Origin of the sequence: Bacillus cereus group sp. MYBK222-1 (assembly GCF_051916425.1) — a bacterium.
Taxonomy (GTDB): Bacteria; Bacillota; Bacilli; order Bacillales; family Bacillaceae_G; genus Bacillus_A; species Bacillus_A paranthracis.
In genome coordinates this window covers 162,033-174,313 of record NZ_JBQAGP010000002.1, presented here as the reverse complement: position 1 = coordinate 174,313, position 12,281 = coordinate 162,033, and the positions used below count along the sequence as shown (strand labels likewise).

The following is a 12,281-nucleotide window of genomic DNA, read 5'->3' as shown; positions in this document are numbered from 1 at the left end:
TCTCCTTTAAAAAACTTTATAATTTGTTAAGCGTGATAATGCAATATAAGTAATGATTCCAGCGAGAAACAAACTGATATAGTAGTTAGGTAAGAAAAAAAATTGATTGATTTTATAGCCACCTAGTAATGCAAAGTAAATGGTTGTCCCCCATATACATATTCGTAAATGCTTTTGGAAAATAAATATCTTTTGACTGTTTTCATTTGGCGATCGTGTATATAAATATGTTCCAAGTAGTAGGTAAACTATTGTATAAAAAATAGGGACTAACATCGATTTAGCTGAATAATAGTGATGAGATGCTGGATCTCTTAAAGTAGTTGAATCGTTGTCCTGCTTTCGGTATTCTGGATTATAATTATAATCAATAGAAAAACGATATATTGGTGCAACTATATTTGTTTTTTGGTTGAATTCATAAAGGTGTTGATCTAATTTATTACTTTTAGTATTGGTAGCCTCTAAATGGTTTAGCGTAAAAGTGTATATTAGCGGAATAAATGTAAGTCCCATTAGTAGCCACGGAATACAAAAAACAAGCTGTGAAACAACACTTCCAGTAAAAGTACCGATGCATAATGCAGCTGTGTATACTGCTACATAAGAAACAATCGCATAAAGAAAGTATCGATGAAATGGACTAAAAGATTGATAATCAAAATGAATCGTTGTTCTATAAATAACATACATAAGGATCCAATTGATAAGTAACGAGACTAAAATACAAAATGAACCAAAAGCCCATTTAGATAAGAAAACATCTTTTCTTTTAAACGGCATCGTCATAAGTAGTGTATTAGATTGGTTGCTACGTTCCCATCCTATCAATAAGCAGGCTAAAGCAATGATAAGAACAGTTAACCAAAAACTATTACCTTCTCCTGAAGAAAAGATATAAAAATAATAATACTGTTTACCTTTTTCTTGTAATTCGTAATATTTATCGAGTTCCATCTGAGCACTTCTATAGTATCCTAAAGATAAAAGATAAAGCGAACTAAAGAAGAATAGTAACACAGCATATTTCCCGCGCTTCCAATTCCACATCCATAACGCCTTATGAAACATACCCATCCTCCTCCAGTGTCGTAACGAAGACATCTTCAAGCGACATTGTTAATTCTTCAATGAGCAGTGGTTGTTCTTTATAAAACTTTTCCAGTGTTGTAGCTACATTTCCCTCGATTAAGATTGTATATACTTTTCCTGTTTGATTTAATATTTTAATATTGCTTAAGTTTTCTAGTTTTTGAGGTAGTGAACGTTCATAAGCTACTTGGATTTTAGCAAATCGTGATTTGGCATCGTCTAGTGATGTAATAGACGAAATAGTATGGCCTTTTAATATAATGATTGTATCTGCAATTTGTTCCACTTCATCTAAATGGTGAGTGGAGATGAAAATGGTAATCTCTTTTTCTGCAACTTCTCCAACGAGAAACTGTAAAATTTGCCTTTTCACGATAGGATCAAGTCCATTTGTCGGTTCATCTAAAATGATATATTCTGCTTTTGTAGAAACAGCTAAAATGATGGCGAGCAGTGCTTTCATTCCTTTTGAGTAACTACGAATTCTTTTGTTTGGTAAGTTAAAACGTTCTAACAGTTCATAGAAATATGCTTCATCAAATGCGGTATAAACCTCTTTGTAAAACTTTACAATTTCTTTTACCGTATATCCGTTCAATATGTTAGTAGAATCCGGAACATATACGATTTTTTGCTTTATTTCAGGACACTGATGAACGTTTGTATCTTCATATGTAACAGTCCCTTCATCAGGGTCTAAAATGCCGACCATCGTTCGTAATAAAGTTGTTTTCCCCGCACCGTTTCTTCCGAGTAATCCGATGATACTCCCTCTTTGCAATGTGAAAGAAACATCATCTAAAATCGTTTGATTATCAATTGTTTTCTTCAAGCTTGTCACTTTCAGCATCCGCATTTCCTCCAATCTCTTTATAGTATGAATCTATCCAATCATGAATTTTATCTTTCGTAACACCAAGATAAGAGGCTTCTAATAGTAATTGATGAAATTGCTTTTCAACCATAGCGATTTTCCTTTCGTCTAATGTTGGGGTAATCGATTGGGATACAAATGTTCCTTTTCCTCGTAATGTTTCAATAATCCCTTGTCGCTCTAACTCTTGATACGCTTTACTCACTGTATTTGGATTTATAACGAGTAAAGAAGCGAGTTCTCGTACAGAAGGTAGTTTGTCACTTGGAGCTAACATGTTCTTTAATACGAGTTCTTTTATATTTTGAACAATTTGTTCCCATATCGGAGTGTTGCTTCTTGGATCAAGTTGAATATGCAAGAGCAATGTCTCCTTTCTAACTTGTATTAAGTGTACTATTGCGAGTAATACACTTAATACAATAAAGGTGATGAATTTGTTTGTCAACTGAAAATGTTAGAAAAATATGGTATTAAAAAACAGTGAATTGGAAAAAATAGGTTTGATATAGAATGGAGGGTTAGTCATGAAGCGAGTTTTTGGAATACTTGTTTGTTTCATGTTATTGCTTTCTGGTACTTCAGTTAGTTTCGCACAATCTGAGAAGACGAAGCAGGATAAAACAGAAGAAACAACGCCGAAGTTAGCAGAACAAGCGTCGTCAGCAATCGTAATTGAACAAGATACAGGTAAAGTTTTGTTTGATAAAAATCCAAATGAGAAATTACCGCCTGCTAGTATGACGAAGATTATGACAATGCTATTAATTATGGAACAAGTTGAAAAAGGAAAACTAAAACTGACCGATAAAGTGAGAGCAAGTGAGCATGCAGCTTCAATGGGTGGATCACAAATCTTTTTAGAGCCTGGAGAAGAGATGACCGTAAATGAAATGCTAAAGGGTATTGCAATTGCATCTGGAAATGATGCGTCTGTTGCAGTAGCAGAGCATATCGCTGGTTCAGAAGAAGGTTTTGTAAATATGATGAACAAAAAAGCGAAAGATTTAGGACTGAAAAATACTCATTTTCAAAATCCGACAGGTCTTCCGGCTAAAGATCATTATTCCACAGCAAATGATATGGCTATAATGGCGAAAGAATTGATGAAGTACCCACTTATTCGCAAATACACAGGAAAATACGAAGACTATTTACGTGAAGATACGGATAAGAAGTTTTGGCTCGTTAATACGAATAAGTTAGTGCGTTTTTATCCTGGAGTAGATGGTGTAAAAACGGGCTTTACGACAGAAGCAAAATATTGTTTAACAGCATCGGCTGAAAAGAATGGGATGCGTGTTATTTCAGTTGTTATGGGAGCACCTACATCGAAAGAACGGAACAATCAAGTAACGAAGCTTCTTGACTACGCATTTGGTCAATATATGACAAAGAAATTGTATACACGAGGCGAAAAAATTAAGACTGTCCAAGTAGGAAAAGGGAAAAAAGAAAAAGTAGATTTAGTTGCGTCAGATAATGTATCTCTTCTTATGAAGAAGGGCGAAAATATGGACAAGGTAAAGCAAGAAGTAATTGCTGAAAAGAAAGTGAAAGCGCCGATTAAAAAGGGCGATGCGCTTGGTACACTTGTTATAAAAAAAGATCAAGATGTTTTATTAAAACAAACAATTGTAGCAAAAGAAGATGTTGCTGCAGCGAGCTGGTGGGAGTTATTTAAAAGAAGTTTTGGGATGTTTTCAACATCAAAATAGCGGCAAATATTTTGCCGCTTTTCTATTCGTATGTAAGTAAATAATTGCTGAATGGTTTCACTTTATGGCGAAATAGTTCTTCTTTTGTCAGTAGGAAGGATTCTTATGTTGTATCACGAAAATCTTTATGTATGTAAATGAGTAAAGTTTGAGCATAAGGAGGAAATCGTGTGAGTCTTTCCATGCAATTAGAAGTAAAACGTGACGTCCTATGTGTGAGGCTAGCGGGTGAATTAGATCATCATACTGCTGAAGAGTTGCGAACGAAAGTAACAGATATGATTGAGACACATGGTGTTCATCATATTGTTTTGAGCCTAGAGAACTTATCGTTTATGGATAGTTCTGGTTTAGGTGTTATATTAGGCCGATATAAGCATGTAAAGGGATTAGGTGGAGAAATGGTTGTTTGTGCAATTTCACCGCCTGTTAAACGTTTATTTGAAATGTCGGGCTTATTTAAAATTGTTCGCTTAGAAGAAAGTGAAGCGCATGCGCTCGCGACGTTGGGGGTGGCATAAATGAGAAATGAAATGAACCTTCAATTTTCAGCGTTAAGTCAAAATGAATCGTTCGCTCGCGTTACAGTAGCTGCTTTCATTGCACAACTAGATCCTACGATGGAAGAACTTACAGAGATTAAAACAGTTGTGTCAGAAGCGGTTACGAATGCAATTATTCATGGGTACGAAGGAAATGCAGAAGGTGTTGTTTATATTTCTGTAATTTTGGAAGAAGCAATGGTGAAACTCACGATTCGAGATGAAGGGATTGGCATCTTTAATTTAGATGAAGCGAGACAACCCCTTTTTACAACTAAACCTGAATTAGAGCGTTCCGGAATGGGATTTACTATCATGGAAAATTTTATGGATGAAGTAGAAGTTATTTCAAACGAATCTTTCGGGACAACAATCCATTTGACAAAATACTTATCAAATAGTAACGCTCTATGCAATTAAGGAGAATAGCCTATGGACATAGAGGTCAAAAATGAGAAGAAGAAACCTCAGTTAAAGGACCACGAGCTAAAAGCGTTAATTCAAAAAAGTCAAGATGGAGATCAACAAGCAAGAGATACAATTGTTCAAAGTAATATGCGTCTCGTATGGTCGGTTGTGCAACGTTTTCTTAATCGCGGATACGAACCAGACGATTTGTTTCAAATTGGATGTATTGGACTCTTAAAATCGGTAGATAAATTTGATTTATCTTTCGACGTGAAATTTTCAACATATGCAGTTCCCATGATTATTGGCGAAATACAACGATTTTTACGTGATGATGGATCAGTGAAAGTAAGTAGGTCTTTAAAAGAAACAGGAAACAAAATTCGAAAGATGAGAGATGAGCTTTCGAAAGAATTCGGAAGGGCTCCAACGATTAATGAAGTAGCTGAAGCGTTAGAACTAACGCCAGAGGAAGTGGTTCTGGCGCAAGAAGCAAGTCGTGCCCCTTCATCCATACATGAAACGGTGTATGAAAACGACGGAGATCCAATTACTATTTTAGATCAAATTGCAGATCAATCTGAAACGAAATGGTTTGATAAAATTGCTTTAAAAGAAGCAATTAGAGAATTAGATGAGAGAGAGCGTTTAATTGTATATTTACGCTATTATAAAGACCAAACTCAATCAGAAGTAGCAGAGCGAATAGGTATTTCGCAAGTGCAAGTTTCAAGACTTGAAAAGAAAATATTAAAACAGATGAAAGATCGAATAGATGAATAGTTATCTATTCGATCTTTTTTTATGACTTTAATAGGAGGAGATTGTAAACTTTCTTAAAAATTAACAGAATTTATTGATAATTTAGTAAATTTAAAATATAATCCAATTATGAACTTGTCACAAAGGGGGAAGGAAATATGGAAACGAGGCAACAATGGGGAACGAGGGCTGGATTCATTTTTGCAGCGGTCGGCTCTGCCGTTGGATTAGGAAACATATGGCGTTTTCCTTATACGGCGTATGAAAATGGGGGAGGCGCATTCTTTTTACCGTACTTATTCGCATTATTAACGACTGGTATTTCATTATTGGCGTTTGAATTTGCTCTTGGGCACCGTCACCGTGGTTCAGCACCACTTACGTTCTTCCGTATTCATCCGCGTGCTGAATTTATCGGTTGGTGGCAAATGTGTGTAACATTTATCGTTTCAACATATTATGCAGTAATTATTGCTTGGTCTATTTCATATACGTATTTTGCAATTACTGGCGCATGGGGGAAAGATACGGAATCATTTTTATTTAAAGAGTATTTACATGTTGCAGATAAACCGGGACAGTTTGGAGGGCTCGTACCGGAAGTATTAATTCCACTAGCTCTCGTTTGGATTATTGTGCTTGGTGTTGCTTTTAAAGGAGTTAAAAAAGGAATCGAAGTTGTGAACCGTATTTTCATCCCTTTACTAGTTGTTATGTTCCTTATTATCGTAGTTCGTGCAGTGACGATGGAAGGTGCAATGCAAGGATTAGATGCATTCTTTAAACCAGATTGGAGTCGTATTTTTGACGGAAAAGTATGGCTTGCTGCTTACGGTCAAATCTTCTTTAGCTTATCTTTAGCATTTGGAATTATGATTACGTATTCTAGTTATTTACCGAAAAACTCAGATACAACAAATAATGCCTTTATTACTGGATTTGCAAACTCAGGATTTGAATTATTAGCAGGGATTGGGGTCTTTGCGGCTCTTGGATTTATGGCAAATAATATGGGAGTACCAGTTGATAAAGTGGCAAGTGCTGGTGTAGGGCTTGCGTTCGTAGTATTCCCGCAAATTATTAATGAATTACCGATGTCACCTTTATTTGGCGTATTATTTTTCTTATCATTAACGGTTGCCGGAATTACATCCCTCATCTCGCTTGCGGAAGTATGTTTTGCTGCTGTATCTGAAAAGTTCAGCTTAAGTCGCCAAAAAACAATTGGAATTATGGGGACGCTTCTCGTACTCGTTTCTCTCGTTTTTGCGACACGTGGCGGGCTTATGTTCCTAGATGTTGTGGATTACTTCGCTAATAACTTCGGATTAATTACAATTGCTCTAGCGGAAGTAGTTACGATAGGACTCATTTTACGTCGTTTACCAGTTTATCAAAATCACGCAAACTTCGTATCTGATATTAAGTTAGGGACGTTTTGGAGAGTGAGTTTACTCGTTATTACTCCGCTTATGTTAGGGTACATGTTAATTGATGGTACAATCCAAAATATTAAAAAGAACTATGGAGGTTACCCAACGGAGTTTGTCGTAACATATGGTTGGTCAATTGCAGCAGCGTTCCTTATCATTGCGCTAATCATTAGTTTAAAGAAATGGAATGCACAAATACATTCAGATTCTGCTAAGCTTGAAAAAGAATGGAAAGATCGAGGTGTTTCATAATGAGTGGATCAGCGATTATGATGATGGTTATTGGAATAGTAGTCATTTGGGGAGGGCTCGCATTAAGCATTGCAAATTTATTTAAGAAAAAAGCATAAACTAAAAAACATCTGTACCGAAATGGTACAGATGTTTTTTTATGAAAAAATTGTATTAGAAAAAAATTGAATAACCATACTACAACTACGAGGAAGAGTGAAGAGGTGAATGGAAATTGGAACAAACAATTTATATTAAAATGCGTAATCGATTAAAAGTTTCTCCTACGTATGAAGTAAAGCTGGGAGATGTTGCTCAACTTGCCGGAGATGCTGCAGTAGTTCAGTCGTTACAGGATGAGGTAATTTATAAAATTACAGCGCGTGATAAAACGCATGTTGTAATTGATGTTATGAAAATAATTGAGATTATTAGGCGAAAAACCGCTCATATACAAATTAATTTACTCGGTTCTGGACAAACTCTTGTTGAAATTATATATGAAAAAAAGAAAGTACATCCGATTTTTTTCGGACTTGTATGGTTGTTACTTTTCATTGGAGCAGCTCTTGCCATCATATATTTTCATGAAGATGTAAGCATGCAACAAGTGCACCAACGGTTATATTACATGATTACGGGAGAATTTAAGGCGCAACCACTTTTATTTCAAATTCCTTATTCATTAGGTCTTGGGCTAGGCATGGTTTTATTTTTTAATCATGTATTTCAAAAGCGTATTAATGAAGAGCCGAGTCCGTTAGAAGTGGAGATGTTCCAATACCAGCAATCACTTGACCAATATGTAATTGTTCATGAAAACAAGGATAATATGAAACAACTTACCGATGATTGAGTCTGGATTCGTTATTTTAATTGCTTTAGCAGGAGGAATTGCTGTAGGTAGCGGATATGTTGCGTTTTTAGCTGTACTTGGTATAATCCCTCGTCTAGCTCAATTAACGAGAAGTGGAAAGCACATTCAATATTTTGAGTGGGCAGTTATTGCAGGTACATTAACAGGAGCTTGGTGTAGTTTGAAAAACATTACATTTCAAACATCGCAATATTGGCTTGTTATATTAGGAATATTTTGTGGTACATTCATTGGAATGCTCGCTGCCGCATTAACGGAAGTGTTAAATGTTCTACCTATTTTAGCGAAACGAGTAGGGATAGAGGGGAAGATTGTTGTTTTACTCGTTGCTCTTGTACTTGGAAAAGTAATAGGCTCGTTGTTTCACTGGATTTATTTCGTAAAGTAGGAGGCAATATATAAATGACAGGGCGAAAACTAAAGAACGATTACGTAAATAAAGTGAAGGAATACCATCCGAAGCCAAATTATTTTATAAATTGTGTTAAGGCATTTTTTGTAGGTGGATTCATTTGTACAATCGGAGAAGTATTGATGAAATTTTATATACATTATTTTCATTTTAGTGAACAAGAGGCAGGGAATCCAACAGTCGCAACTCTTGTACTATTATCGGCGATTTTAACAGGTTGTGGTGTATATGATAAAATCGGTCAATTTGCTGGAGCAGGTTCGGCCGTACCTGTTACGGGATTTGCGAATTCTATGGCAAGTGCTGCGCTAGAGCATAAGAGTGAAGGAATTGTACTTGGGGTTGCTACAAACATGTTTAAGCTAGCGGGAAGTGTAATCGTTTTTGGTGTTGTCGGTGCGTACATTATTGGGTTAATAAGATATACTTTTAAAATTTTTATGTCTTAAAGGAGGGGCTAGTATGAGGTTGACAGGAAAACAAACGTGGGTATTTCAAAATGATATTTATGTGAATGCAACCGGTACTGCCGTCGGTCCAAAAGAAGCTGAAGGCCCTCTTGGAAAGGAATTTGATATTTCATATGATGATTTACATTGCGGAGAGGAAAACTGGGAGCTTGCGGAACGAAGATTAATGTCAGATTCTATTCAACAAGTCATGCAAAAAGCAAATGTAGAAACATCACAAATTGATTTCTTTTTAGCGGGTGACTTATTAAATCAAACAGTAACAGCAAATTACGTTGCGCGTAAGTGGGGAATTCCCTTTTTAGGCATGTTTAGTGCTTGTGCGACCTCGATGGAGACTTTAGCGGTCGGATCAGCCTTTATAGATGGCGGATTCGCAAATCGTGTTTTAGCGACGGTAAGTAGTCATAATGCAACAGCTGAAAGACAGTTTCGTTATCCAACAGAGTATGGGGGACAAAAACCAGGAACAGCAAATTCCACTGTTACAGGTGCGGGATCCATATTAATTAGTAAAGAAAAAAGTGCCATTAAAATCAAGGCGGCTACGATTGGAAAAGTGCAAGATTTAGGAATTGCGAACCCTTTAGATATGGGATCGGCGATGGCACCTGCTGCAGCTCATACAATTCAGCAACATTTTGAGGATTTGAAGAGAAGTGCAGCCGATTACGATTTGATTGTTACCGGTGATTTATCAGCTATTGGGACACCAATTGCGAAACAACTGTTACTGGAAGAAGGTTATGATATTGGGCATATATATAACGATTGCGGATTAATGATTTATGATCCCGGTCAAGAAGAAGTATTTGCTGGTGGTAGTGGTTGTGCTTGTTCAGCTGTTGTCACATATGGTCATTTATTAAGCGAGATGCAAAAAGGGAATTTACAACGAATTTTTGTCGTTGCTACTGGTGCGTTATTAAGCCCGATGATGATGCAGCAAAAAGAAACAATTCCAACAATTGCACATGGTGTCGTATTTGAGAGAGTGAAGGGAGAGTGAATTGTGGATTATATATATGCATTTCTTGTAGGAGGCGCTATTTGTGTAGTTGGGCAAGTATTGTTAGATTTCGCAAAGTTAACACCAGCCCATTTAATGGCTACCTTTGTAGTGATAGGAGCAGTTTTAGATGGATTCGGATTGTACGATAAGCTTATAAAGTTTGCTGGTGCTGGGGCGACAGTTCCTATTACAAGTTTTGGACATTCCCTATTACACGGGGCAATGCATGCTGCAGAGAAACACGGATATATAGGGATTGGTATGGGTATGTTTAGTTTAACGTCTGCAGGTATTTCAGCAGCAATATTATTTTCATTTTTTGTAGCACTTATATGTAAACCGAAAGGATAAATCAAATGAGACGAAGGGTTGTTTTGGTCACAGATGGAGATGAATATGCAAAGCGAACAATTGAGCTTTTAACGAAGGAATTTGGGGGAAGGTGTATTTCAGCATCACAAAGTAATCCAACCAAATTGACAGGGAAGAAAGTTGTTGAGCTTATTATGCAAACGCCATATGACCCTGTATTTGTCATGTTTGATGACAGTGGATTTATTGGAGAAGGATCTGGTGAAAAAGCTTTAAAATATGTAGCCACGCATAAACAAATTGATGTACTTGGGATTTTGGCAGTAGCGTCTAATACACACCATTGGGAATGGGCACGTGTAGATGTAAGTGTAGATCGGAACGGGAATTTAACGGAATATGGTGTTGATAAATTTGGACTTCCAGATGGTGAAATTGGCAGAATTAGCGGAGATACAATTTATTGTTTAGATGATTTGAATGTTCCCGTCATTGTTGGTGTTGGTGATATTGGTAAGATGTGTGGAAACGATGAATGGGAGAGAGGCTCACCAATTACGAAAAAAGCAATTCAGTTAATTTTGGAAAGGAGTGGATTTTATGACGAAGCCTAAAAAAATAGATATTCCGATTTCAACTTTCATAAGTGACAATGAAAATTATTTAAAACAAACGGCTGGATTAGGCGTCACATTTGATGTTGGTATTCGTAAATTTCAAATTTTGAATAAAGAAATTGCAGTGTTATTCGTAAATGGACTTTGTGATACAAATTATATTATTCCTATTTTAGAAGAAGCTGTGGATACGAATGAAATAAGGGATGTTGAAGAAGATACTGTAAAGCTTTTAGAGAATCGTTTAATTCATCAGCAAGTAAGTAAAGTGAAAACGATGGATGAAGTAATGCTTCAAGCGTTATCAGGGCTTATTGTTATATTTGTGGAAGGCGAAACAGAAGCGTTCGTGATAGATGTTCGTAGCTATCCAGGACGAACACCGACAGAGCCAGATACTGAAAAAGTAGTACGCGGTGCGAGGGATGGATTTGTTGAAAATATCGTTGTAAATACAGCGTTAATTCGTAGAAGAATTCGAGATCCACGTCTTCGAAATGAAATTATTCGAGTAGGGGATCGATCGCAAACGGATATTTGTATTACATATGTACAAGATGTTGCAAATCCAGATTTAGTAAAGATTATAAAACAAGAATTAAATAACATCGATGTCGATGGCATTACGATGGCGGATAAAACAGTGGAAGAATTTGTTGTAAAGCAAAGCTATAATCCATTCCCGCTTATTCGATATACAGAAAGACCGGATGTAGCAGCAAATCATTTATTAGAAGGACATGTTCTAGTACTAGTTGATACATCACCGAGTGCTATGATTACGCCAACAACATATTTTCATCATTTACAGCATGCAGAAGAGTTTAGACAAAATCCAGCTGTCGGAACATTTTTACGTTGGGTACGCTTTTTAGGTGTTTTATTCTCCTTGTTTTTACTACCGTTTTGGTTAGTGTTTGTATTTGATCCAACTCTTTTACCAGAAAATCTTGCTTTTATTGGACCGACTAAGATGACACATTTACCAATTTTATTACAGGTGATAATGGCAGAAGTAGGACTTGAATTTTTAAGGATGGCAGCCATTCATACTCCAACGCCGTTATCGTCAGCAGCAGGATTAATTTCTGCCATATTAATTGGTCAAATAGCAATCGATGTAGGTTTGTTTGTACCAGAAGTTATTTTGTATGTAGCAGTTTCTATGATCGGTGCTTATGCAACACCGAGCTATGAATTAGGGCTAGGGAATAAGGTTGGAAAATTATTTGTTATTATTTTAACGGGTCTCTTCCATGAGATGGGCTTTGTAATTGGTATGACGATATTGATTTTATTTTTAACGTCTATAAAAAGTTTGCAAACCCCTTATTTATGGCCGTTTTTACCATTTGATTGGGGCGCATTAACAAAAATTCTACTCCGTCCGACGATGTCTAGTTTAAAAGTACGACCAAGTATTGTAAGACCTCAAAATGTAAAAAGACAAAAATAAACGGGATTATACACCCGTTTATTTTTTTAGCAAAAATTTATTGTTTTTTAACAAAAATCAAACAT

16 protein-coding genes are annotated in these 12,281 nt (G+C 36.2%); 13 read left to right on the top strand and 3 right to left on the bottom strand.

Annotated features, from left to right (window positions below; genetic code table 11):
- Positions 1–6 precede the first annotated feature (6 nt).
- The 3 genes from ACTFR9_RS12810 to ACTFR9_RS12800 are packed head-to-tail and all read right to left on the bottom strand — an operon-like array spanning position 7 to position 2,327.
- Positions 7–1,071 carry an ABC transporter permease gene (locus ACTFR9_RS12810; protein WP_000468549.1) on the bottom strand — a complete coding sequence of 355 codons (1,065 nt, stop codon included), beginning with the start codon at positions 1,069–1,071 and terminating at the stop codon, positions 7–9.
- Positions 1,061–1,942 (bottom strand): ABC transporter ATP-binding protein, encoded by an 882-nt coding sequence (locus ACTFR9_RS12805; RefSeq protein ID WP_000922153.1) that lies wholly within the window; start codon positions 1,940–1,942, stop codon positions 1,061–1,063. The genes ACTFR9_RS12810 and ACTFR9_RS12805 overlap by 11 nt, the downstream gene beginning before the upstream one ends.
- A complete protein-coding gene (locus tag ACTFR9_RS12800; RefSeq protein WP_000548033.1) occupies positions 1,908–2,327 on the bottom strand; it encodes a GntR family transcriptional regulator in 420 nt (139 codons plus the stop codon). The genes ACTFR9_RS12805 and ACTFR9_RS12800 overlap by 35 nt, the downstream gene beginning before the upstream one ends.
- Positions 2,328–2,493: 166 nt before the next feature.
- Between ACTFR9_RS12800 and dacF the strand changes: the two genes are divergently transcribed.
- From dacF to spoVAF, 13 genes are all read left to right on the top strand, one after another.
- Positions 2,494–3,684 carry a serine-type D-Ala-D-Ala carboxypeptidase DacF gene (gene dacF / locus ACTFR9_RS12795; RefSeq protein ID WP_000831986.1) on the top strand — a complete coding sequence of 397 codons (1,191 nt, stop codon included), beginning with the start codon at positions 2,494–2,496 and terminating at the stop codon, positions 3,682–3,684.
- 170 nt (positions 3,685–3,854) lie between these two features.
- A complete protein-coding gene (spoIIAA, locus tag ACTFR9_RS12790) occupies positions 3,855–4,205 on the top strand; it encodes an anti-sigma F factor antagonist (protein WP_000059133.1) in 351 nt (116 codons plus the stop codon).
- Positions 4,206–4,646 (top strand): anti-sigma F factor, encoded by a 441-nt coding sequence (gene spoIIAB, locus ACTFR9_RS12785; protein WP_001243400.1) that lies wholly within the window; start codon positions 4,206–4,208, stop codon positions 4,644–4,646.
- A 12-nt stretch (positions 4,647–4,658) separates the two neighbouring features.
- Positions 4,659–5,417, top strand: coding sequence for an RNA polymerase sporulation sigma factor SigF (gene sigF, locus ACTFR9_RS12780; protein ID WP_000350729.1), 759 nt, complete (start codon positions 4,659–4,661; stop codon positions 5,415–5,417).
- Positions 5,418–5,554: 137 nt separating this feature from the next.
- Positions 5,555–7,081, top strand: a complete 1,527-nt coding sequence (locus ACTFR9_RS12775; RefSeq protein WP_000450064.1) for a sodium-dependent transporter — start codon at positions 5,555–5,557, stop codon at positions 7,079–7,081.
- On the top strand, positions 7,081–7,179 hold the full coding sequence (locus tag ACTFR9_RS12770) for a methionine/alanine import family NSS transporter small subunit (protein WP_000016826.1): 99 nt from the start codon (positions 7,081–7,083) through the stop codon (positions 7,177–7,179). Before ACTFR9_RS12775 ends, ACTFR9_RS12770 begins: the two co-directional genes overlap by 1 nt.
- A 116-nt stretch (positions 7,180–7,295) precedes the next feature.
- Entirely contained in the window at positions 7,296–7,916 is a 621-nt protein-coding gene (spoVAA, locus tag ACTFR9_RS12765) for a stage V sporulation protein SpoVAA (RefSeq protein WP_000438355.1), read from the top strand.
- Positions 7,909–8,325 (top strand): stage V sporulation protein SpoVAB, encoded by a 417-nt coding sequence (spoVAB, locus tag ACTFR9_RS12760; RefSeq protein ID WP_098876783.1) that lies wholly within the window; start codon positions 7,909–7,911, stop codon positions 8,323–8,325. The genes spoVAA and spoVAB overlap by 8 nt, the downstream gene beginning before the upstream one ends.
- A gap of 14 nt (positions 8,326–8,339) precedes the next feature.
- Positions 8,340–8,798, top strand: a complete 459-nt coding sequence (spoVAC, locus tag ACTFR9_RS12755) for a stage V sporulation protein AC (protein WP_103141805.1) — start codon at positions 8,340–8,342, stop codon at positions 8,796–8,798.
- Positions 8,799–8,811: 13 nt separating this feature from the next.
- On the top strand, positions 8,812–9,828 hold the full coding sequence (gene spoVAD, locus ACTFR9_RS12750) for a stage V sporulation protein AD (RefSeq protein WP_001241148.1): 1,017 nt from the start codon (positions 8,812–8,814) through the stop codon (positions 9,826–9,828).
- 3 nt (positions 9,829–9,831) lie between these two features.
- Positions 9,832–10,182 carry a stage V sporulation protein AE gene (spoVAE, locus tag ACTFR9_RS12745; RefSeq protein ID WP_000384637.1) on the top strand — a complete coding sequence of 117 codons (351 nt, stop codon included), beginning with the start codon at positions 9,832–9,834 and terminating at the stop codon, positions 10,180–10,182.
- A 5-nt stretch (positions 10,183–10,187) separates the two neighbouring features.
- Positions 10,188–10,757 carry a stage V sporulation protein AE gene (locus ACTFR9_RS12740; protein WP_001254415.1) on the top strand — a complete coding sequence of 190 codons (570 nt, stop codon included), beginning with the start codon at positions 10,188–10,190 and terminating at the stop codon, positions 10,755–10,757.
- Positions 10,744–12,216: a spore germination protein SpoVAF gene (spoVAF, locus tag ACTFR9_RS12735; RefSeq protein ID WP_000165582.1), complete on the top strand. Its 1,473-nt coding sequence runs from the start codon at positions 10,744–10,746 to the stop codon at positions 12,214–12,216. Before ACTFR9_RS12740 ends, spoVAF begins: the two co-directional genes overlap by 14 nt.
- Positions 12,217–12,281: the final 65 nt, after the last annotated feature.

Coding starts and splice junctions, on each gene's coding strand:
- spoVAF (WP_000165582.1), top strand. CDS start 10,744: ATGACGAAGCCTAAAAAAATAGATATTCCGATTTCAACTTTCATAAGT.
- ACTFR9_RS12810 (WP_000468549.1), bottom strand. CDS start 1,071: ATGTTTCATAAGGCGTTATGGATGTGGAATTGGAAGCGCGGGAAATAT.
- spoVAD (WP_001241148.1), top strand. CDS start 8,812: ATGAGGTTGACAGGAAAACAAACGTGGGTATTTCAAAATGATATTTAT.
- ACTFR9_RS12775 (WP_000450064.1), top strand. CDS start 5,555: ATGGAAACGAGGCAACAATGGGGAACGAGGGCTGGATTCATTTTTGCA.
- spoIIAB (WP_001243400.1), top strand. CDS start 4,206: ATGAGAAATGAAATGAACCTTCAATTTTCAGCGTTAAGTCAAAATGAA.
- spoVAC (WP_103141805.1), top strand. CDS start 8,340: ATGACAGGGCGAAAACTAAAGAACGATTACGTAAATAAAGTGAAGGAA.
- ACTFR9_RS12740 (WP_001254415.1), top strand. CDS start 10,188: ATGAGACGAAGGGTTGTTTTGGTCACAGATGGAGATGAATATGCAAAG.
- spoVAB (WP_098876783.1), top strand. CDS start 7,909: ATGATTGAGTCTGGATTCGTTATTTTAATTGCTTTAGCAGGAGGAATT.
- dacF (WP_000831986.1), top strand. CDS start 2,494: ATGAAGCGAGTTTTTGGAATACTTGTTTGTTTCATGTTATTGCTTTCT.
- ACTFR9_RS12805 (WP_000922153.1), bottom strand. CDS start 1,942: ATGCTGAAAGTGACAAGCTTGAAGAAAACAATTGATAATCAAACGATT.
- sigF (WP_000350729.1), top strand. CDS start 4,659: ATGGACATAGAGGTCAAAAATGAGAAGAAGAAACCTCAGTTAAAGGAC.
- ACTFR9_RS12770 (WP_000016826.1), top strand. CDS start 7,081: ATGAGTGGATCAGCGATTATGATGATGGTTATTGGAATAGTAGTCATT.